Source organism: Actinoplanes hulinensis (assembly GCF_019429605.1).
Classification (GTDB): Bacteria; Actinomycetota; Actinomycetes; order Mycobacteriales; family Micromonosporaceae; genus Actinoplanes; species Actinoplanes campanulatus.
In genome coordinates this window covers 212202-233279 of the sequence record NZ_JAHXZI010000014.1, presented here as the reverse complement: position 1 = coordinate 233279, position 21078 = coordinate 212202, and the positions used below count along the sequence as shown (strand labels likewise).

The following is a 21078-nucleotide window of genomic DNA, read 5'->3' as shown; positions in this document are numbered from 1 at the left end:
AGGAGAAATCCATGCTGACCCAGGTTCTGCTGTTCGCCGGCACGCTGCTGCTGGCCCTCAACCTCGTGCTCACCTACGGCGCGCTGCGCCGACTGCGGGAGCACGACCGGCTTCTGAACCCGGAGCAGGGCGCGGCGATGAACGGCGTCGGGGAGACCGTCGCCGAGTTCACCGCGACCACCACCGACGGGCCGGCCCTGACCCGGTCCGGACTCGGCTCTGGCACGCTCGCCGGGTTCTTCACCCCCGGATGTGAGCCGTGCCGCGAGAAGCTCCCGGAGTTCGTCCGCGTCGCCGCCGTCCACTCCGCCGGCCGCGACGGCGTGCTGGCCGTCGTGGTGGGTGACCCGGAGTCGGCGGCCGCCGACGTGCGCCTGCTGGAGCCGGTCGCCCGGGTGGTGGTGGCGTCCCGCGGCGACGAGATCCTGACGGCGTTCGGTGTCCAGGCCTTCCCGTCGATCTGCACTCTCGGCGACCACAGCCGGATCGTCGCTCTCGGCCTGGCCGCGTCCGAGCCGACCCTGACCGGTGGCTCCCGGTGACAGCCGGCAACGTCCGGCCCGACCTGGACATCCCGGTGCGGGCGGCGGTGCGGGCGGCGGTCGCCTTCGCCGCCCGCACCACCCCCGCCCGGCTGCTGGCGCAAATCGTGCTGTCGGCTGTAGCCGGGCTCACCCCGATGGTCACCGCGCTGGCCGGCAAGCATCTGTTCGACCAGCTCGCCGCCGGCCGGAACGCGGCGGCGCTGACGGCCGGCGCCGTCCTGGCCGGGGCCATGCTGGTAGCCGCCTGTCTCCCGGCGGGGCAGCGCTATCTGGGCCGGGAGATGGAACGGCGGTTGAGCCTGCGCGCGTCCGACGAGCTGTACCGGGCCGTCACGTCGACGGTCGGGATCGCCCGGCTGGAGAACCCGGCGTTCCACGACCGGGTGCGGCTGGCCCGCCAGTCCGGCGGCGACACCCCGGCCGTCGTCACCGACGCGCTGATAGCAGTGGCCCGCTGTCTGATCACCATGTTCGGGCTGCTGACCGCGCTAGCCGCCCTCAGCCCGCTGCTCGCCGGCGCGTTGCTGGCCGTCTGCGTGCCGGTAGTGGTGTGCCACCTGGCGCTGTCCCGGCGGCGGGCGGCCGCGATGTGGACGGTGAGTCCGGCCGAACGGCGAGAGGTGTTCTTCAGCGGACTTCTGGTGGACCTTCAGGCGGCCAAGGAGATTCGACTGTTCGGGCTCGGCGGCTTCCTGCGCGGCCGGATCCTGGCCGGTCGCCGCTCCGCCGACCGGCAGTACCGGCGAATCGACCGGGGCGAACTCGGCGTGCAGATCCTGGCGTCGGCCCTGAGCGCGGGCGCGGCCGCCGCGGCCACCCTCTGGACGGTACAGTCGGTGGCGGCCGGAGGGCTCACCATCGGTGACGTCTCGCTGCTGCTGGTCTCGGTCAGTGGGCTGACCATGGTCGGCGGTGAGCTGGCGACCGCGCTGGCGCTGGCCAACCGGCACGCCCTTGTCTACCGGCACTACCTGGCCGTGGTCCGGGAGCCGGTCGATGTCCCCGAGGTGCGGGCACCGGCCGTGGCGGTGCCCGGCGCCGGGATCGAGCTGCGCGACGTCTGGTTCCGTTACACCGAGACCGGCCCGTGGATTCTGCGGGGAGTCGACCTGAACATCCCAGTCGGCCGGGCGACGGCCCTGGTCGGCGCGAACGGCGCGGGCAAGAGCACACTGGTGAAGCTCCTGTGCCGGTTCTACGACCCGACCCGCGGGTCGATCACCTGGGACGGTGTGGACCTACGCGCGATACCGCCCGCGGACCTGCGCGACCGGATCACCGCGGTCTTCCAGGACTACATGGAGTACGACCTGTCGGCGGGCGAGAACATCGGGATCGGCGACATCGGCTCGATCGGCGACACAGACCGGATTCGGACGGCCGCCGAAAACGCCGGTATCGGTGACACGGTCACCGGTCTGCCGGACAGCTACGACACGATCCTGAGCCGAGTGTTCGCCGCCGAACCGGGCAGCAACGGGGCTCAGCTCTCCGGCGGCCAGTGGCAGCGGCTCGCGGTGGCGCGCGGGATGTTCCGCGGCGACCGGGAGCTGATGATCCTCGACGAGCCGAGTTCCGGTCTGGACCCGGCGGCCGAACACGACCTGCACGAGCGGCTGCGCGGGCTGCGCCGGGGCCGGACCAGCCTGCTGATCTCGCACCGGCTCGGCGCGGTCCGCGACGCCGACCACATCGTCGTTCTGGCCGGCGGGCGGGTGGCCGAGCAGGGCGACCACGAGAGTCTGCTGGCCGCCGGCGGCCGGTACGCATCGCTCTTCCAGCTACAGGCCGGGCCGTATGCGACCGCCGGCTTGGGAGACGCCCCATGACCACGATCCTCGTCCTGGCGGCCGCGCTGAGCGTCCTGGCCCCGGCCGTCCTGCTCCGGCGCGGCCTGGCGGTCATCACCGTCACCGGTCACAGCATGAAGCCGGCCCTGTCCGATGGCGACCGGGTGCTGGTCCGCCGGGCCGGGCGGTCGCGGGTCCGGCCCGATGACCTGATCGTGCTGGAGATGCCCGGCGACGCCGGGGCCTGGCCGCGACCGCCACTCGGCACCGCCGCCCTCGATGACCGGTACCTGCTGGTCAAACGGGTGGTGGCGCTGGCCGGTGAGCCGACGCCGCCGGAGTCGGTGCCGGAACCGGCGCCCCGGGTGCCGTCCGGCGCGCTGGTAGTCGTCGGCGACAACCGGCGGTACAGCCTGGACTCGCGGCAGCTCGGCTACCTGCCCTACGACCGGGTGGTCGGTGTGGTGGTGCGGCGGTTCGCCGCGCGCGGCTGAGCGTTCAGCAGGGCCTCCAGGGCCTTGATCTCGGTGGTGTTGCCAATCCTGCGAAACAGGTCGCGGGCTTCCCGCCAGGCGGCGTGGGCGGCCTCGGGCCGGCCGTCGACTTCCTCGACGGCGCCGAGCGCCTTCCACGCCACCGCCACCGCGTGTCGGGCCCCGAGCTGGTCCATCCGGTCGCGCCCGTCGGCCAGCAGTTCGCGGGCCCGGTCCAGCTCGCCCGCCTCGGCGTCGATCTCGCCGAGCGCGATCAGCGCCTGTGCCTCGGTGAAGGCCAGCCCGACCGTACGGCTGGCCCGCAGCGCTTCCTCGGCTGCCGCCCGGGCGCCCACGAGGTCACCGCGGCGGTGCCGCACCGTCGCGAGCAGGTTGAGGATACTCGCGATGTCACCATTGATACGCTCCGCCGGGGCCACGTCCAGAGCCCGCCGCAAGTGGTGTTCGGCCGCCGGGAGGTCGGCCCGTTCCCGGTGCACGATGCCGACCGCGATCAGCAGCCAGATCCGCAGGCGCGTGTAGCCGCCGTCGTCGGCCAGCCGCAGGCCCTCCTCGAGCAGCGGCAGCGCGGTGTCCATGTCGCCTTTCATCCGGTGCGTCCAGCCCACCTGGTGCAGGAGGTTCGCCTGGTCGAACGGGTCGCCGGTGGCCCGGGCGATTCGCAGACCCTCCGTGCCCAGCGCCAAGGCCTCGTCCATCTCACCGAGCCGCGAATGGGCCGCGGACATGAGGAACAGCGCGTCCACCTCGCCGCGCGGTGCCCCGGACCGCCGGAACAGCGTCAGCGCCGTACCGGCTTCCTCGATGCCGCGCCGCCAGCCACCGGCGGGGCCGAACACCTCCAGATGGGCGAGATTGCGGCGCATCACGGCCTCGCCGAGGATGTCACCGGCCGCGACCGCCGCCGCCAGGCCGAGCCGGTGCGTCTCCCGCCAGTCCAGGAACAGGCCGCGGGTCTGCAGCCCGATCAGGCTTCCGGCCGGAATCTGCCAGGACAGGACGCCGGCCGGTGTGCCGGGCATCGAGGAAGCGGCCCAGATCAGCATGCCGCGCTCGGCGTCGTACCAGGCCGCCGGGTCGGGCAGCAGTTCCTCGATCCACCGGTCGGCCCCCGGCGCGGCCCCGATGATCGCGGATACCGCGGCCGTGATCCGCATCGGCGTCCGGCGGTCCGCCTCGATCGCCAGATCGGCCAGCGCCCGCCAGGTTCGCAGCAGCGCGGCATCGATCTCCGCCCGAGACTCCACTGCCTCGGCCTGTTCCCGGGCGTAGAGCCGGACCAGGTCGTGCAGCCGGTACCGCGGATGGCGGCCCGGCCCGGAGCCGGGCACCATCACCATTTGCGCGTCGACGAGCCGGTCAAGCAGCCGCTCACCGTCGGCGAGCGGGGCCGCGAGCAGCGTCCCGGCGACCCACGCGTTGAAGTCGGGACTGCCCAGTAGACCGAGCCGGCGGAACAGGCGCGCCGCGTCGCCGGGCAGGGCCTGGTAGCTGAGCTGCAGCGACCCGCGCACCGCCAGGTCACCGACCGCCAACTCATCCAGACGGCGCTGCTCGTCCCGCAACTCCTGGGCAAGGCGTTCGAGGGTCCAGTGCGGACGGCCGAAAACCCGGGCCCCGGCGATCCGGATCGCCAGCGGCAGCCGGCCGCACAGCGCCACGACCTCGGCGGCGGCCTCGGTCTCCCGGCCGTCGGTGCCGGCGACCGAGTGCAGCAACGCGGCGCCCTCGACCGGCGCCAGCAACCCCAGATCGGTCCATCGGACACCGTCGAGGACCGGCAGCCGGGCGCGGGAGGTAATCAGCGCGGCACAACCCGCGCCGGCCGGCAGCAGCGGCCGGACCTGCGCCTCGTTCGCCGCGTTGTCGAGCACGACCAGGACCCGCCGATCGGCCAGCTGGCTGCGGAACAGGGCTGCCCGGTCGTCGGTCTCCTTCGGGACGACGCTCGCCGCGATACCCAGAGCCTGGAGGAAGAAGCCGAGCACCCGGCCCGGGTCGGCCGGCTCCGGCTCGCAGCCGCGCAGATCCACGAACAGCTGACCGTCCGGGAACGCGGCGGCCACCCGCCGGCCCACCTTCACCGCCAGGGCGGTCTTGCCGATGCCGCCCATCCCCGCCAGACCCTGCAACGCCGGCCCGTCACCGGTGGTCCGCAGACCGGCGGACAGCCGGGCGACCTCTTCGTGCCGTGCGGTGAAATGTGCCGTTGCCGCGGGCAGCTGGGCGGGAGCGATGTGGCTCGCCACCCGTGTCCGGGTGTCGTCCAGTTCAGTGAGCAGGCTCGCGTGCAGCTCGCGCAGCCGGGCGTCGGGATCCGCGCCCAGCTCGTCGGCCAGCAGCCGGCGGGTGCGATCGAAGAGGCGCAGCGCCTCGGCGGCTCGCCCGCTGCCGGCCAGCGCCGTCATGGCCTGCGCCACCATCCGTTCCCGCAGCGGATGCTCGCGGGCCATCGCCTCCACGTCCGCGCAGACCTCACGGGCGAGGCCCAGGTCGATCTCCAATTCGAACAGGTCCTCGTATGCCGTGAGGCGCCGGTCCTCCATCTGTGCGGCGACCGCCCGGACCGGCTCACCGGAGTCGTCGTCCTGGAAGGCCGCGCCCCGCCACAGGCCGAGGGCCCGGCGCAGCGTGTGGCGTGCGGCGTCGAGGTCCCGGGCCGCGGCCAGCCTGCCGGCCCGGTCCACCAGGCTCGTGAACTCGTGTGCGTCGAACTCGCCGGGCGCCACGTGCAGTACGTATCCACCGGTCTCTCGGTCGATCCGGTCCGCGCCGATCGCCTTGCGCACGTGGTGGATCAACACCCGTAACGCCGCGGTCTCCCGCTGGCCGGCGCTCTCCCCCCACAGCGCGGTCGCGAGTGTGTCCGGCGAGACCGCCTGGTTGGCGCGGGCGAGCAGGACATGCAGGATCGCCCGTTGCTGCAGCGGGGCCACGACGACCGGCTGTCCCGCCGAGGTGGTGATCGAAAGCGGACCCAGCACCCCGAAGCGCACATCTTCTCCACAGGCCGGACGACAAGGGGGTCCACCGTACCTCGTTACAACAAGTTCAAGATCACGGCGTACGGCGACGGGCGCCTGTGCAGAACTTCGACGGTTCTCTGTATCTCGCATCCCTAACGTCATCGGTGTCAGAACGACCGAGACACCGGAGGACAGAGAGATGAAGACAATCGGCAAGTTCGCGGACCGCCTGCTGGGCGTGGTCGTTCCCCAGTCGAGCGCCGCCGCGGCGTGTGCCCCCGACAACGAGTGCTGGATGTGGAATCAGCCCGGCACGTGCAGGTGCATGCGGACCTTCATGTACAACGGCACCTGCCGCACCGAGATCTACTACACCCGCGGCTGCTACTGACATCAGCGGGTAACGGCGCGGACCTCCGGCACGGAGTTCCGCGCCGTCCCGGCTGGGATAGGGGACAACCCATGCGGCCACGTCTGAAGGACATCCTGTGGGAGCGGGACGACGCCGACCTGCGCCTGGTCTACGACCGGCGGTTCCAGTTGCTGATCACCGACCCGGACGGCGCCGCCGAACGACTGCTGCTCCTGCTCACCGAGGGTTGCCGCACGGTCGGGGAACTGTCCACGGCACTGGCCGTGCCGGTCGCCGACGTGCGGGCGGCGCTCACCACGCTGGACCGGCACGGCATGCTCCAGGACGGCGACCGGCTCGGCCGTTTCGCCCCGGGCACCGTCGAACGCCACCACAGCAACCTGGCCTACTTCGAATCGTTCGCCACGCTCGCCACCAGCAACGAAGACCTGCAAGAGCGCCTGTTCGACTCGCACGTGCTGGTACTCGGCACCGGCGGGCTGAACTCCAACGTCATCCCGCACCTGGCCGGGATGGGCGTCGGCCGGCTCACTTTACTCGACCGGGACAGCGTCGAGGCCCGCAACTTCGCCCGCCAGTACCTCTACCGCTGGCAGGACATCGGCGGCCGCAAGGCGGAACGGGCCGGCGCCTGGGTACGGGCCTTCAATCCGGCCGTCGAGGTGCACACCGTCGACGACGAGATCGACGACGCCGAACGGGTCGCTGAACTGCTCGACCGGTTCCGGCCCGACGTGGTCGCCTCCGGCGTGGACCGGCCCAACGACATCGACCGGTGGGTCAACGCCGCCTGCCTGCCACGCCGGGTGCCCTGGGTTCGCGGCGGAATGTGGGTGACCGAGGGGCTGGTCTACTCGGTCGACGCCGGCCGCGGCGCTTGCGTGGAGTGTTTCGTCCCGGCCGCCGACGGCTCGGTGCCGGGCGACGACGGCGACCCGGACGCCATGCACCTGCGGGCGGCCCGCCTGCTCTACCAGAGCCGCCCGTCGACCAACCGCGGCATCGGGCCGGTGGCCGGGTTGCTCGGCGCGTACGCCGCTTTCGAGGTGCTGCGCTATCTCACCGGTTACGAACCGCCGGCGTACGCGGGCCGCCCCCTCGTGCTCGATTTCGCCGACGGCTGCTCCACCCGCCGGATCGACTGGCCACGCGACCCCGCATGCCCGGTGTGCGGTCCGGCTCCCCACCGTGGCGCCGCCCCTGGCGACGCCGGCATCCCGCCGACCGCAGAGGAGGTGACCATATGATCATCGAAATCCGTCGTATCGAGGACGCACGAGTGACCAACCCTGCCAGCGACTCCTGACCGGAGCCCTGAGTGACGGCCGTCTTAGCAGTGAATCTGATCGGAGGTGACCGGTGCATGAGCACGACACAACGGGGGCTCGGTGGACCATCGACCAACTGGTGGTCACCGACGACGGAGATGAGCACGTGCTGGGGCGGCCGGACCTCGGCGCCTATGTGGCCGTTCCGGCGCCGGGTGCGGTGTTCGTCCGGGCGTTGCAGGCCGGGGCCTCCGTCGAGGAGGCCACCGCCCGGGCGTCCGAGACGGCCGGCGAACCCGTCGACGGCGCACAGTTCCTGGCCGGCCTGACCGCCGCCGGCCTGCTCGACCCGTCCGCGGAGCCGGAGAACCCCCGGGGCCGGCGGATCCGCTGGATCGAGGGCGTCCGCCCGGCCACCGCCCAGCGCCTGTTCGGCGCCCCGGCCTGGTGCCTCTACACCGTCGCGGCGCTGACCTCGGCCGGCCTGCTGATCGGCCGCCCGGACCTGCGCCCGTCCTTCCGGGACGCCTTCTTCCTGCCCGACCCGCTGCTGTCCACCCTGCTGTTCCTGGTGATGAGCCTGCTCGGCGGGGCCCTGCACGAGACGTGGCACTGGCTGGCCGGCCGGGCCGCGGGCGTTCCGGCCGCGTTCCGGGTCAGCTACCGCGGCTTCTACCTGGTCTTCGAAACCGATCTCACGCATCTGGTGGCCCTGCCGCGCCGCCGCCGGTACGGGCCGTTCCTGGCCGGAATGGCGATCGACAGTACCGTGCTGGCCGGCGCCCTGTTGCTGCGACTGGCCCTCCCGCCGTCCACGGTCGGCCGGGTGCTCGGCGCGCTCGTGCTCAGCACCACGTTCTCGCTGGTCTGGCAGTTCGCCGCGGTGTTCATGCGAAGCGACTGCTATGCCGTGCTCGCCAACTGGCTACGCTGCCACAACCTCTACCGGACCACCCAGCTTGTGACCCGGCAGCGGCTGTGGCGGCTGAGCCCGGCCGAGGCCGCCGAACTGGCCGCGACGAGCGACCACGACCGGCGGGTCGCCGGATGGTTCGGGATCGTCCACGTGGCCGGGGGCCTCCTGCTGGTCTGGGCGTTCCTGACGCTGGCCCTGCCGTACCTGATCACGATGGGCACCTGGATGCTGGCGAACCTGCGAACCCTGGAACCCTCCAGCGTCGCCTTCTGGGAGTCGGTCACCGTCCTGGTCGTGCTGATCCTGCAGTGGGCCGGGCCGCCGTTGCTCGCCGTCCGGGAACGACGCCTGCGCCGCGCCGGCCTGCTGCGCTGACCGCAGTACCTCGCGCACGGAAGCATGAACGACGTCCTGGTCACGAACTGAGTTTGCGCAGCACCGCAAGGAACGTCTCACGCTCGGGCGGCGTCAACCGCCCGAGCACTTCCTCTTCAGCCCGCTGAATCTCCGCCTGGGCGGCGTCGCGGCGCTGCCGGCCCTCCTCGGTGATGGCGAGCAACCGCACCCGGCGGTCCCCCGGATCGGCCTGGCGGCTGATCAGACCACGCGCCGCCAGATCGTCGAGCACCCCGATGATGCGCGTCTTGTCCGCCCCGATCGCCTCGGCCAGCGCCGCCTGCGTGCGCACCGGCTCCGGCCCGAGATGCAACAACACCGCGTACGCCCACATGGTCAGGCCATGCGCCCGGAGAGTCGGCTGCTCCAGGGCGATGAGCTCGCGCCCCAGCGGGCCGATCATCGCGGCGAGATCGGGACGTCGGGTCACGGTCGCGACCATACCGGGTTTGCCATTTCGTAAGCACATGCACATGATATGCGCATGCACATCGTTTTTGCGGAGCTGCTCGAACTCGACCGCGCGGCCGTCCAGCACAGCCTCGACCTGCTCACACCGGTGACCACCGCCGACCTCACCCGGCCCACCCCATGCGAGGGCTGGACGCTCGGCGACCTGATCGCCCACATGACCGCCCAGCACCACGGTTTCGCCGCCGCCGCGACCGGCCACGGCGCCGACCCCGCATCCTGGCGCGTCCAGCCACACGGCCCCGAGCCGGTCACCGCCTACCGCAAGGCCGCCGACGAGGTCCTGGCCGCCTTCCCTGCAGCTGAGCACATCCCGTTCGCCAACCCCGAATTCGGCGCGGGCACCTTCCCGGCCACCCTGGGCGTCGGCTTCCACCTGGTCGACTACCTGGTCCACTCCTGGGACGTGGCGATCTCCCTGAACGTGCCGTTTCACCCCGGCGACACCCTGGTGGCGGCCGCCCTGCCGATCGCCCTGGCCGTCCCGGACGGCGACCAGCGCCTCTCCCCCACGTACCCGTTCCGCCCCGCGATCCCGGGCTTCACTGACGCCGCCCCGTTCGACCAGCTTCTGGCCGCCCTGGGCCGCAACCCTTAAACCCATTTCCGGTACGCGTGTCGTCGCCCTCAACCGCGGATACGGCAATTCCCGTGAGTCCACGCGACCATCTGCCCGGTCAAGCCTGTGCCGCCCCCCGCCGGGCTGAGATCGATGCTCCCGCAGGCCAAGCCAGCCGTCCCCTCACCCACCTGCCGCCGCTCCCAGCCGCCCACCATTGCCCCGCTTCAGTCGCCCACCGTCGCCCACTACCGCCTCACTCCCAGCAAGCCCGCGCCCCCACCTCTGCCACCGCTTCCGGCACGCCCGCCTGCCCTGTTCCCGCCGCCGCTCCCGCTTCTGCCGCCGGTGACGCTCGGCCGTTGGTCACCGTTTGCTTCCCAGCACCGGGCCTGCCCACTCCCGGCCGTAGCGCCGCCACGGCGAGCATGGGGTCGCGGTCGACGCAGGACCGGGGCGCACAAGGTGACGAACACGGTGCGCCCCTACCCGAAAGGCGCGCCCGGCCTGAACTCCAGGTGACCGAGGATGCCGACCACCGGGCCCTTGCAGTAGATCGGGGTGGCAGGGGAGCCTGTTCCTCGGTTGCGGGTGGCCGCGATGTCAAGTCGCGCGTTCGGATGACTGCGGCGCCATCCCGACTCGCCGGCGATCTTGGCCGATTGTCGTTTCGGGCCAATCTTGATGCCTGGTTGCCATCCGGCGGCACATCATCGCCCATGATCTATTTTCCCTGGGAGACCTTGGGTCATCGGATACATCGGGGACGGCCGCGATCGCGCAAGATCGCGCTGCTCGACAACTCGACTTTCGTATTTTTGTGGGCCTTATGCGGCTTCTTCGGCCCAGGTGAGTCGGAGGGTGTGGAGTTTTTCGGCGGTGGGCTGAGCTGGGGATGCGCCAAGAACTCGGGCGGCGATGAGGGTGCGGCGGAGTTTGGTGATCATGTCTTGGTAGGACGGCTGGGTTTTGGTTGTGTACCAGGGTGCGGTGGATCTGCGGTTGGTGACGGTGGCTCGTGTGGCCGTGCAGGGTGTACCAGAGGATGACGATGCTTTGGGTGTAGAAGCCGAACGGGACGGTGCGTTCGACGGCCTGCCGGGTGCGGTTGCGGGCTTGGCCGACGCCGGTGATCTGTTTGGCGCCTTCGAAGGCGACTTCGATACTCCATCGGGTGGCGTAGCGGTTGATCAGGTCGGTGGTGTGGGTGTGTGGGTCGGTGGTGTGGGTGTGGGTCGGTGGTGATCAGGGCGAGGTGGTAGCCGGATCGGGTGGGCGGGCCGGGGTCGCGTAACAGGATCACGCGGACGGCGCGGCTGCGGTAGACGCCGTACCAGAGGACGGTGAAGTCGGCGAGGTCGACGGTGCTGGTGGTGGTGCCGTAGCGGTGGACCGTGGCGCTGTTCCAGGTGGCGGTGGGTGTTTCGGGGTGCCCAGGCGGGCGCCGATGCGGCGGGGGCGGCCGGCGGCGCCGGGTACGGGTTCAGCGATCGCGGTGAGTCCGGCGTTGGCGCGGAGCCGGGCGGTGACCGTGACGTTGGCGGGCGGGCCCCGGCTGGTGGCGGCTAGGGTGCGGGCGGCGCCGGCCGCGCCGTCCATGCCGGCGTACCAGCAGTCGGTGACCACGTGGAAGTGCCGGTGCGGCAGGGCCAGCGCCAGGCGGCTGACCAGCGCACAGGCCAGTACGTGTTTGCTGGCATCGCGGGGTGGATACAGGGCGGCCGCTACCGGCAAGGCGACCGGGCGGTGCAGCATCGGCAGGTTCACGACCACAGCGGCCACGACCCAGCAGTTGCCCCAGGCGGTCCGGGCCCGGCCTTTCTCGTCACGGCCCGCGGCGCCGTCGTAGTGCCACCCGGTCAGCGCCACCTTGCGGCCGCTACGGCGCAGCAGAGTGTCGTCAACGGCGATGGTGATCGGCGCGTCAGCCGCGAGGAGATGGGTGACGACCAGGCGAAACAGCACCAGACCGACCGCGTCGGCGTTCCAGCGGGCTCGGCTGAAGAACCAGTGCGCCCTGGCGTGGTGCCATACCGCGGACAGCCCGGCCCCGGTCAGCATCCCGCAGACCGTATGCCGGCCCGGCTGCGCGATCATCCCGGCCAGCAGCACACTGAACGTCCGCAACGACGGTGCGGTGAAACATGACCGGAACGAGCGAAACAGCCCGGCCAACGACGGCGGTAGGTCTCGCGCTGAAGCATCGGCGGTCCACACCTTCTGGCAGGAAGAGAGTGAACTGCCGATGCTTCGCCGCTTCTGAGATCGACTCACTTCACCACGCCGTCAACCAGGCGCGACCACCCAGAAGTGCGAAAGCCGAGTCGACAACGATCGGCCCGAGATTCACATCGACGCTCGCGGATGGCCCGAGCGGCCGGGGGCGACCGGCCGAATCTCGCGGCGAAGGCGTGGAACACGCGAACAAGCGACGTGACATCGACGCCAGGCGACAACCGAGAAATGGACTCAGGAACACACCGATCACCCACACGCTCACCGCGCCCGTCACGGTGAGTAATCATCGAGGCCATGCGTCGAGGACGTCTTCGAAGCAACCGGACCCTGACCGCGGCGACCACGCCCTGCTACCTGCTCATCCTGCTCGTCAGCCGCCGATGGTTCGACCACGACCCGGCCACCGCCCCTCTGGCCACGACCCGACTGCAGCCCCGGTCACGACCCGACTGCGGCCCCGGTCGCAACTCGGCTACCACCCCTGGCCACGGCCCTGCACCGGCACCAGCACCAGCACCAGCACGAGCACCGGCACCAGCACCGGCACCAGCACCAGCACCAGCACCAGCACCAGCACCAGCACCAGGCGAAGGGCTACCACCGTCCTGACGCCGGCAGCTGATGGGCCGACTACTTTCGGGCCGCTCGTTCCGCCAGGTACGACTTGAGCAGTACACCGCCGATCACCGCGACGACCACCACGGTCCCGGTGATGATCAGGGCGAACACGCCGTCACCCTGTTTCTCCCGGAGCATCAGGGCGCCGTTGATCATGAAATAGGCGCCGGCGATCAGTCCAGCCAGGGTGAAGACCCAACTGCTGTTCAGCGGCTTGCGGGCGGCCGGCTCCGGTTCGGCCGGCTCCGGCACGGTCTCGGCCCGGGTGTCCTGCGGCTTGGGAGAGTCGTCGTCGATCGAGGTCACGTCTGCAGTATCGGCCATGAGGTCCGGCGGACAAGTCATCAGGCCTCCGTCAGTGGAGACCCCCGCTTCGGCGAGCCGTCACAGCCTGGCGCCCGGCCGCGACGCCCGCTGCGTGACGGCGCCCCGGCCGAGAGCCCGATCCTGACCGTCGCCGATCCGAACCGGGGCCGGCTGGGCACCCACCGACACCAGGAGAGCCCGGGGCGTGGCTCTCCGGGCAGTTCCCGCCAGCGCCGCCACCCCCTTGCCGCCGCCGGTCCCGGGCGCCGCTCTTGACGGAGATCAACGATGATCATAATGTGTGCACGTTCACACATTGTCCTCCCTGGCGCTTCAGAGCCCGGTGAGGCATGCACGCGCATCGGAATGCAGGGAGTCATCCATGTCCATGGCAAGCGCCGTCCGACGCCCCCGGTTCCTCGTCTTCTGCCTGCTGACGGTGTCACTGCTCGCGGCGTCGATCGGGCCGCTGACGGCATTCGCGAGCGCGGCCATCCCGCAATGCGACCCCGCCAAGGGCGCCTACGTGTTCGTCCGGACCGCCGGGGCGAACGGCCTCGGGCACGTGGGCTGGGGCTACCGGCTCACCTGCGACGGCAGCTATGCCTTCGGCTCGGTGGAGAACCCCACCGGCAAGGCACACATCGACAAGGGCTTCGACAACGGCTTCTGGCGCGGAAGCGGCACCGAGCAGCAGATGCTGGCCGCGATGAGGTCCCATGGCTACAACGCCTACAAGACGATCACGGGTTCCCGGTCGACCTTCGACACCGGCCCCGCCGATGTGGTCGCGGCAGCCTCGGCCGGCCGGGGCTACGACGTCATCGGCAACAACTGCGCCGACAACGTGTGGGACGTGCTGCACGCTTACGGGGTCCCGGACCTGCCCTACCTCCAGCTGCACCCCGCTCCCAACAACTGGTACGCCACCCTGGGCCACACCGCGAACGCCGACTGGGCCACATCGACCGCCCTGTAGCCCACCCGACTCCACCGGCACCATCGCTGGACGGTGGCGCACCGAGGCCCTCGAAGCTGGGCACGACATCCATCGTCACCGATTTCCCCAGCGGGTCACCGCCGCCCCCGCGCAGTCACGACACTCCACCGGGCGAAACGGCCAAGGCGCCCGCTACCGATGAAACGTCACGGACCGAGTCCCAGCGCGCGATTCACCCGTCGCCTCGAGTGGGTCACCGATCTCCTCGCAACATTTTCCAGGCTTGTGAAGTTCGATTCATAGGCTGATCGCAAATAGGCGATGCCCGGGCGTTTTTCTTTTCGGGTTCCGCGCGCCGGCTCACGTGAATGCGACGGCGGCGGGCCGCGCCGCATGCCTCTCCGCCATCGGAGAGCCCTGGCCGGATTCCTTTTGCAAAGGCGCCACCCCGGCGAAGCGCTACCGTGACGACTTCGACGGGCACGCCCGAAACCCGGTCGCCGGTTCGCAACCGAAGCCGTCACCGGGCGCCGGGCCGCGGGGCGTGCCGACTGAGAGCGTGCCGGCACCGATGGTGGTCGTGGGCCTGGCGCCGGGGGTTGCGATGGATAACGTGACCGGAGTCTTGTCAGTGGAACCACGGTACGCAGGCCGGTGTCCGCGGCCGGGGGTTCCCGCGGTCCTGTGGCCAGATTTTCCGGCAGGGCGCCGGGGCTGAACCGACGACTCCGCTCGCCCCCGTCGGGCCTGTGTGGATCTCTTCGGCTGGCCGTGGGTGCTGACTCAGCTCGGCCGAGACAACCCTGACGACCAGCCGGAACCTCCTGACCGGCCGCTGACGGCTCGGCCGTCGGGCGCGGCTGCGAGATCCCAGCGTGCTGCCTGTGGGGCCCTTCGCACGGGCGTGGGGTGGGCGGTGCGGTTGCGGCGGTGTGGAGGGTGTCGGTGGCGGTGGATGGCCTGCGGCTGTCCGGTGCGCACCGCGCGGGAGGCTGCGGCCGTTCAGCGGGATCGACCGGCCGGGCGGCGGGCACGGCGGGACGCGCGGCGGGCACGGCGGGACGCGAGGCGGGCACGGCGGGACGCGAGGCGGGCACGGCGGGACGCACGGCGGGCACGGCGGGCGGGGCCGGTAGGGCGGCGGGGTTGTGGTGGAGGCGGCGAAGCTTTTCGGCGTGGCGGCGTTCAAGGCCGAAAGCGCGACGCCGCTGTTGCATGCGACGGAACTCCTCCCGCGCGGGAGAATGGTTGCGCGCCTTCGACGGGTCGCGCATCTCCGCGGTCTGCGCCCTGCTGAAAAGCGACCCCTGCCCCATGAATGAATTCTTCCGCGATCCGATCGCGAAGTGTAAGCGGATGATCATGCCATCCTGCTTTCAACCGACACCTCGGAGCCGATCAACCGCGGTTGCAGATTGAATTGTCTCAACGTGGCGAGGGCAAAATCACCTGACGCCGGCCCACGGCCGTGACGGCCTCCACCCGATGCCAGATAAAGAGGGTTCATCGACAATGCACCGGAAAGCGGCGCGGATTTGGAACCCAGGCTCACGGCGTACGATTCCCAGGGGCCCCGCGAGGGATCGGCGCGTCATGGTCCGGACCGCTGTCAGGGGCGGTTGTGCACGAACCACGCGTCGCCCGAGGGCAGGGCGACGGCGACCTCCCATCGGCTCAGTTCGAGGTTCGGGGCGAGCGCCTTGAGCTGGCCGGCCACGGTCCACGCCTCGTCGCCGGGGGCCGGGCGACGGCCCACCTGGAACTGCAGCATGGTGCCCCATGAGGCGACCAGGCGGGCGTCCCACCGGTGATGCCACCGCGCCAGCACCTCGGCGAGCTTCTGCTGGTCGTCTGGGGTGAGGGCGCCGTAGAAATCGATCCAGTACGCCGAAGTGCGCACGTCACCGGTGGGCATCAGCATGAGCATGACGCTGTCCGGCGTGTACCAGTATTCGGTCTGTGTCACGAGCCGCACGCGGTCGAGCACGCCGGCATGTAGGCCGGCGTCGGCGAGCAGCCGGTCGTACAGAATCCTCTCCAGCGCCGGAGGTGACGTCGGCAGCGGCACATCGGACAGTAGGGCCGTCACGTCGACGCCGGCCACTCCTCGTACGTCGAAGACCTGCTCGTCCTCGCTGTAGTGGCGGTAGGTGGCCCAGGGATCGGACGTCTCGGCCGCCCTCGCGAACGCGCGCAGCTCCGGCTCCGGCGGACCTGGCGCGGGCTGGGGCTGGATCCGCAGCGTGTCGTCGAAGTCGTCGGTGACCATGACGGGCCGGCATCCGAGGACCGGCGCCATTGTGTCGGCGGCCTGCCACACCTCGTACAGGTGATCGGGGTCGACGTCGGTGACCAGGACGGTGCCCGACGGCCCATGCCCGATCGGCAGGCCGGCCAGCGATGTGCCGGCGAAGGCGGCTTCGATCCGGTCCGGGTCGTATCCCACGACGAAAGTATCTCCACCCATCGATGTGATGCGCTCGGCGGCCCCGGAGGCGCCGGCGCCTTCACGTCAAGGGGATCGCCGGGCGGAGCCGCATCGTGCCGTAGTCGTCATCGCTCGCGACCTCGGCCGCGTAATCGTCGTCGCGGAATGCGGTGGCGATCGTCAGCCAGGAGAGGAAGCTGCCGGAGCCACCGCAGACGGCGGTCCCGCCGTCACGGGGTCCTGGCCCGGCGGGCCCGGTTGGCCGAGGAGGCGGGTTTCGAGTCGCTGTGGGTCGGCGACCACATCGCGCTTCCCGCCGGGGAGGGCAATCCGCCCCGCCTGGAGGCCATGGTCGCGTTGACCTACCTGGCGGCCGTGACCAGCCGGGTCCGCCTCGGCGTCGGCCTGATCGTGCTCCCGCAGCGCCAGCCGGTGCTGTTGGCCAAGCAGGTCTCCTCGCTGGATGTGCTGTCCGGTGGCCGGCTGACCGTCGCTGTCGGGGCCGGCTACGTCGAGCCGGAGCTTCACGCGATGGGCGTGTCGCTCGCCGAACGGGGTGCCCGCACCGACGAGTATCTGGCCGCGATGCGGGCGCTGTGGGAGGAGGCGCCTTCGTTCGACGGCCGGTTCGTGTCGTTCTCCGGTGTCGTTCAGCATCCGTCGCCGGTCCAGCGCCCACATCCGCCGATCGTGGTCGGCGGCCACTCGGCGGCCGCGTACCGCCGGGCTGTCCGGCACGGCAACGGCTGGTACGGCTGGGGCCTGGACCCCGGCGAGACCGGTCAGACGCTGCGTGTGCTGGGCGAGACCGCCCGCGCCGAACGGCGGCCGGCGGACCTCGGCGAACTGGAGATCACCATCACCCCACCCGGCCCGCCGGACCTCGACACCGTCCGCCGGTACGCCGACGTGGGCGTGGACCGGCTCATCATCGAACTGGAAGGCATCGACGACGACGCGGTCGACGGCGTGATCGAGTCCGTCGGGGAGATCGCCGGCCACGGAGTCAGCTGATGCGGATCGCCTCGACGAGCTGGTCGAACGTGCGCTCCAGTGCCGCTCGCCGCTGCGCCCGGTGCTCCGGGGCCGGCGACAATCCGTCGATGTTGGCGTTCCAGACGGCCAGGTAGGTCGCCTTCCACGCCTCGACGGTCGCGACCTCGGGCAGCACGACGCCGACCCAGCGCCGGCTCGCCAGGACGTGCAGGATCTCGAGATTGCAGGGTACGGCGACACCCCAGTACTCGTCGGGCTCCAGCTCGACCGGATCGCCGGACATGGCCTCCTCCACCTCGCTCACCAGCCGCTCGGTCAGGATCGACAGATGGTCAGCGGCCGTGTCGCTGTCGAAGTTTCCGGCTCCCCAGGTACCCATGTCCGCACCCTATCGACCCAGGCGGCGCCTGCAGGACCGCCTCGGTCGGTGGGTTGGCGTGGCGCGCTACGCTATTTTCGTACGCGTACAAAAACGGAGGGAGAGTGATGGTCGCCGACGTCTTGTGCCCCCATGGGCCGAAATTCGCTCTGGTCGCGGGTCTTCAGGTGGTGGGGGCCGTGGCCGGGCTCGCGCCGTTGCTCGCCGTCGCCGAGCTGGGCCGCGTCCTGCTGTCGCCCGGCCCGCCCGACCGCGCCCACGTCTGGACCGTCGTGCTGGCCGGCGCCGCCGGTCTGCTGGTGCGGCTCGCGTTCACCGGGGCGTCGGCCGGGCTCGGGCATGTTCTCGACGGTGAGGTGCAGCTCGGGCTGCGGCGCGAGCTGGCCGCCACGCTGGGACGGGCGCCGATCGGCTGGTTCGGGCGGCGCCGCAGCGGGGAGCTGGCCCGGGTCGCCGGCGAGGACGTGGACGCGGTGCACCCGTTCATCGCGCATGCGCCCGGTGAGCTGACCGCCGCGTTCGTCGTGCCGCTGGTGTCGCTGGTCTATCTGCTGGGCGTCGACTGGCGGCTCACCCTGATCACCCTGGTTCCGGTGCTGGTGGCGGTGGCGCTCGTGCCGCTGCTGATGCTGCCGGCCCGGGTGCGGGAGCAGCACGCCTACGACGCGGCGATGGGCCGGATCGCGGCCGCCGTTGTCGAGTTCGTGCAGGGCATCGCGGTGGTGAAGGCGTTCGGCGGGGCCGGGCGGGCGCACCGCCGGTTCGTGGCGGCGGCCGACGAGTTCACCGAGGTGTTCACCCGCTGGGTGCGCGGGGTGTCGGCGGTCGCGGCCGGGATGCAGCTGGCGCTGTCGCCGCCGGTGGTGCTGCTGGCCGTGCTGACCGGCGGCACGATCCTGATCACCTCGGGTGATCTGGCGCCCGCCGATCTACTGCCGTTCCTGCTGCTGGGGATGGGGTTGACCGCCCCGGTGGCGGCACTCGGGCACGGATTCGACGATCTGCAGGCGGCCGGGCGGGCGGTCGGCCGGATCCGGGCCGTGCTGGCGACGCCGCCGTTGCCCGAACCGGAACAGCCGGTGCTGCCGGACGGCGACCGGGTGGAGTTGCGTGGGGTGCGGTTCGCCTACGACGACGGGCCGGAGGTGCTGCGCGGCGTCGACCTGGTACTCGAACCGGGGACCGTCACGGCGCTGACCGGGCCGTCCGGTGGCGGGAAGTCGACGCTGGTGCGGTTGTTGCCGCGGTTCTTCGATCCGGCCGGCGGGACGGTGCTGCTCGGCGGGACGGACCTGCGCGACATCGGGTCCCGGGAGCTGTACCGGCGGATCGCGTTCGTCTTCCAGGACGTGCGGTTGCTGCGCACCTCGGTGGCCGACAACATCGCGCTCGCCGTTCCGCACGCGAGCTTCGACGACGTGGTGCGGGCCGCGCGGCTCGCGCACATCCATGACCGGATTCTGCGGCTTCCGCACGGGTACGACACGGTGCTCGGTGAGCAGGCCACCCTCTCCGGCGGGGAGGCGCAGCGGATCGCCCTGGCCCGGGCACTGATCGCGGACACCCCGGTGCTGGTGCTGGACGAGGCGACCGCCTTCGCCGATCCGGTGACCGACCGGGCGATCCGGGACACCCTCGCGGGCCTGCGGGGCCGGACGGTTCTGGTGATCGCCCACCGGCCGGAGACGATCGCGGCCGCCGACACCGTCGTACACCTGGAGAACGGGGTGATCCGGTGATCCGCACACTGCTCCGGGCGGGCGGCGCCGCGTACGCCGTACCCATCGCCTTGATGACCGCCGCCGCCTTCCTGGAAGGTCTGCTCTACGCCCTGATCGTGCCGATCCTGAAAGACCCGGCGGCCGCATGGCCGTGGCTGGCCGGTCTCGCGGCCGCCGTGGCCGGGCTCGGCGTGCTGCGCTACGCGGCCGACCTGTCCGGCATGCGGGTCGGCACCACCCTGCTGCGCGGCATGTACCACCGGCTCGGCGACCATCTGGCCCGGCTGCCGCTGGGCTGGTACGACAAGGCCCGCGTCGGCGAGGTGTCCGGCCTGGCCAGCCGGGGTCTGCTCGCCGCACTGGGCGTGTCGGCGCACCTGCTCGGCCCGTTCATCGCGGCGTGCGTGACCCCGCTGACGATCGTCGTGGTGATCACCGCCTACGACTGGCGGCTCGGCCTGGCCGCGCTCGCCGCCGCCCCGCTGGTGCTGCTGGCCGTCCGGAAGCGGCCGGCCGCCGACGGGCACGCCGAGGTCAGTGACGAGGCCGCCGCCCGGGTCGTCGAGTTCCTTCAGGCCCAGCCGGTGCTGCGCGCGGGCGGACGGACCGGCGAGCGGTTCGCGCTGCTCGACGATACGCTCCGGGATCTCGAACGGGCGTCACGCCGCCGGGCGCTGTCGGTGCTGCCCGGGGCGGTCGGCATGGCCTTCACCGTGCAGACGGCCTTCACCGCCGTGCTGGCCCTCGGCGCGTACCTGGCGCTCGGCGGCCACCTCGGCACGGCCGAACTGCTGGCGATCCTGGTGCTGGCGGCCCGCGCCGCCGACCCGCTGCTCTCGCTGACCGACATCGGCGGCAAGCTGCGGGCCGCGCGAACCGAACTGGAGCGGCTCGACCGGGTGCTGCGCACCGCGCCGCTGCCGGAGGTCGGGCATCCGGTCCGGCCGGACCGCGACGACCTGGAGTTCGACGGCGTCTCCTTCCGCGGCCTCACCGGGCTGTCGCTGTCGGTGCCGCAGGGTCAGCGCCTGGCCGTGGTCGGCCCGTCCGGCGCCGGGAAGACGACGTTGTTTCAGCTCATCGCCCGGTTCCACGACGTCGGGGACGGCACGGTACGCGTCGGCGGCGTGGACGTCCGCGACATCGCGCCGGACGAGCTGATGTCCCGGATCGCGATCGTCTTCCAGGACACCTACCTGTTCGACGGGACGATCGAGGACAACGTACGGCTGGGCCGCCCCGAAGCCACCGACGCCGAGGTGCGGGCCGTATTGACCGCCGCCCGGCTGCCGAGCGGCTGGGACACGACCGTCGGCGAGGGCGGCGCCCGGCTGTCCGGTGGTGAGCGCCAGCGGGTGTCGATCGCCCGCGCGCTGCTCAAGGACGCCCCGATCGTGCTGCTCGACGAGGTGACCTCGGCGCTGGATCCGGAGAACGAGGCGGCCGTGCACGACGGCATCGAACGCCTGATGGCCGGCCGGACCGTGGTGATGGTCGCGCACCGGATGGGCACGGTCCGCCGCGCCGACCGGATCGTCTTCCTCGACGAGGGCCGGATCGTCGAGGACGGCACCCACGAGGAGCTGCTGGCGCTCGGCGGCCGCTACGCCGAGTTCTGCGGGGTCACGCCGGCGAACCGGTAACAAAGGGTCACGCCCGCGAACCGGTAACAAA

Annotated in this window: 19 protein-coding genes; 12 read left to right on the top strand and 7 right to left on the bottom strand. The window is 71.5% G+C overall.

Going from position 1 to position 21078, the window contains the following annotated elements; translation table 11 throughout:
* Positions 1-11: 11 nt before the first annotated feature.
* The 3 genes from KZ829_RS26270 to KZ829_RS26260 are packed head-to-tail and all read left to right on the top strand — an operon-like array spanning position 12 to position 2829.
* Positions 12-542 (top strand): redoxin family protein, encoded by a 531-nt coding sequence (locus tag KZ829_RS26270; protein ID WP_220146577.1) that lies wholly within the window; start codon positions 12-14, stop codon positions 540-542.
* Positions 539-2374, top strand: coding sequence for an ABC transporter ATP-binding protein (locus tag KZ829_RS44645; protein ID WP_220146576.1), 1836 nt, complete (start codon positions 539-541; stop codon positions 2372-2374). Before KZ829_RS26270 ends, KZ829_RS44645 begins: the two co-directional genes overlap by 4 nt.
* A complete protein-coding gene (locus KZ829_RS26260) occupies positions 2371-2829 on the top strand; it encodes a S26 family signal peptidase (protein WP_220146575.1) in 459 nt (152 codons plus the stop codon). Before KZ829_RS44645 ends, KZ829_RS26260 begins: the two co-directional genes overlap by 4 nt.
* On the opposite strand, the gene KZ829_RS26255 is transcribed toward KZ829_RS26260, so the two are convergent.
* Entirely contained in the window at positions 2778-5813 is a 3036-nt protein-coding gene (locus KZ829_RS26255) for an AfsR/SARP family transcriptional regulator (RefSeq protein ID WP_220146574.1), read from the bottom strand. The genes KZ829_RS26260 and KZ829_RS26255 overlap by 52 nt on opposite strands.
* A gap of 181 nt (positions 5814-5994) precedes the next feature.
* On the opposite strand from KZ829_RS26255, the gene KZ829_RS26250 reads away from it, so the two are divergent.
* From KZ829_RS26250 to KZ829_RS26240, 3 genes are all read left to right on the top strand, one after another.
* The gene (locus KZ829_RS26250) at positions 5995-6186 is read left to right on the top strand and encodes a hypothetical protein (protein ID WP_220146573.1); all 192 of its coding nucleotides are present in this window, start codon (positions 5995-5997) and stop codon (positions 6184-6186) included.
* A gap of 71 nt (positions 6187-6257) precedes the next feature.
* On the top strand, positions 6258-7415 hold the full coding sequence (locus tag KZ829_RS26245) for a HesA/MoeB/ThiF family protein (protein ID WP_220146572.1): 1158 nt from the start codon (positions 6258-6260) through the stop codon (positions 7413-7415).
* Between the two features lie 112 nt (positions 7416-7527).
* On the top strand, positions 7528-8727 hold the full coding sequence (locus KZ829_RS26240; protein ID WP_220146571.1) for a hypothetical protein: 1200 nt from the start codon (positions 7528-7530) through the stop codon (positions 8725-8727).
* A gap of 40 nt (positions 8728-8767) precedes the next feature.
* On the opposite strand, the gene KZ829_RS26235 is transcribed toward KZ829_RS26240, so the two are convergent.
* On the bottom strand, positions 8768-9178 hold the full coding sequence (locus tag KZ829_RS26235; RefSeq protein ID WP_308285667.1) for a MarR family winged helix-turn-helix transcriptional regulator: 411 nt from the start codon (positions 9176-9178) through the stop codon (positions 8768-8770).
* A 54-nt stretch (positions 9179-9232) separates the two neighbouring features.
* On the opposite strand from KZ829_RS26235, the gene KZ829_RS26230 reads away from it, so the two are divergent.
* A complete protein-coding gene (locus KZ829_RS26230) occupies positions 9233-9817 on the top strand; it encodes a TIGR03086 family metal-binding protein (RefSeq protein ID WP_220146569.1) in 585 nt (194 codons plus the stop codon).
* A 951-nt stretch (positions 9818-10768) separates the two neighbouring features.
* The gene (locus KZ829_RS26225) at positions 10769-11023 is read left to right on the top strand and encodes a hypothetical protein (protein WP_220146568.1); all 255 of its coding nucleotides are present in this window, start codon (positions 10769-10771) and stop codon (positions 11021-11023) included.
* A 54-nt stretch (positions 11024-11077) separates the two neighbouring features.
* Here KZ829_RS26225 and KZ829_RS26220 read toward each other — a convergent pair whose 3' ends face one another.
* From KZ829_RS26220 to KZ829_RS26215, 3 genes are all read right to left on the bottom strand, one after another.
* Positions 11078-11995, bottom strand: coding sequence for a transposase (locus tag KZ829_RS26220; protein ID WP_308285666.1), 918 nt, complete (start codon positions 11993-11995; stop codon positions 11078-11080).
* A 493-nt stretch (positions 11996-12488) separates the two neighbouring features.
* Complete coding sequence (locus tag KZ829_RS44155) at positions 12489-12617, bottom strand: hypothetical protein (RefSeq protein ID WP_281428230.1); 129 nt, start codon at positions 12615-12617, stop codon at positions 12489-12491.
* Between the two features lie 29 nt (positions 12618-12646).
* Positions 12647-12940: a hypothetical protein gene (locus KZ829_RS26215; protein ID WP_220146566.1), complete on the bottom strand. Its 294-nt coding sequence runs from the start codon at positions 12938-12940 to the stop codon at positions 12647-12649.
* A 382-nt stretch (positions 12941-13322) separates the two neighbouring features.
* Between KZ829_RS26215 and KZ829_RS26210 the strand changes: the two genes are divergently transcribed.
* Positions 13323-13919 (top strand): hypothetical protein, encoded by a 597-nt coding sequence (locus tag KZ829_RS26210; protein WP_220146565.1) that lies wholly within the window; start codon positions 13323-13325, stop codon positions 13917-13919.
* A gap of 1570 nt (positions 13920-15489) precedes the next feature.
* Here the strand turns inward: KZ829_RS26210 and KZ829_RS44640 are convergent.
* Positions 15490-16326, bottom strand: a complete 837-nt coding sequence (locus tag KZ829_RS44640; protein ID WP_220146564.1) for a DUF4253 domain-containing protein — start codon at positions 16324-16326, stop codon at positions 15490-15492.
* Here KZ829_RS44640 and KZ829_RS26200 point away from each other — a divergent pair.
* A complete protein-coding gene (locus KZ829_RS26200; protein WP_308285665.1) occupies positions 16255-17322 on the top strand; it encodes an LLM class F420-dependent oxidoreductase in 1068 nt (355 codons plus the stop codon). The two genes, KZ829_RS44640 and KZ829_RS26200, sit on opposite strands and share 72 nt — an antisense overlap.
* On the opposite strand, the gene KZ829_RS26195 is transcribed toward KZ829_RS26200, so the two are convergent.
* Positions 17315-17683, bottom strand: coding sequence for a DUF4259 domain-containing protein (locus tag KZ829_RS26195; protein ID WP_220146562.1), 369 nt, complete (start codon positions 17681-17683; stop codon positions 17315-17317). The genes KZ829_RS26200 and KZ829_RS26195 overlap by 8 nt on opposite strands.
* A gap of 179 nt (positions 17684-17862) precedes the next feature.
* Here KZ829_RS26195 and KZ829_RS26190 point away from each other — a divergent pair, with 179 nt between their 5' ends.
* The gene (locus tag KZ829_RS26190; RefSeq protein ID WP_220146561.1) at positions 17863-19422 is read left to right on the top strand and encodes an ABC transporter ATP-binding protein; all 1560 of its coding nucleotides are present in this window, start codon (positions 17863-17865) and stop codon (positions 19420-19422) included.
* Complete coding sequence (locus KZ829_RS26185) at positions 19419-21047, top strand: ABC transporter ATP-binding protein (RefSeq protein WP_308285664.1); 1629 nt, start codon at positions 19419-19421, stop codon at positions 21045-21047. Before KZ829_RS26190 ends, KZ829_RS26185 begins: the two co-directional genes overlap by 4 nt.
* Positions 21048-21078 lie beyond the last annotated feature (31 nt).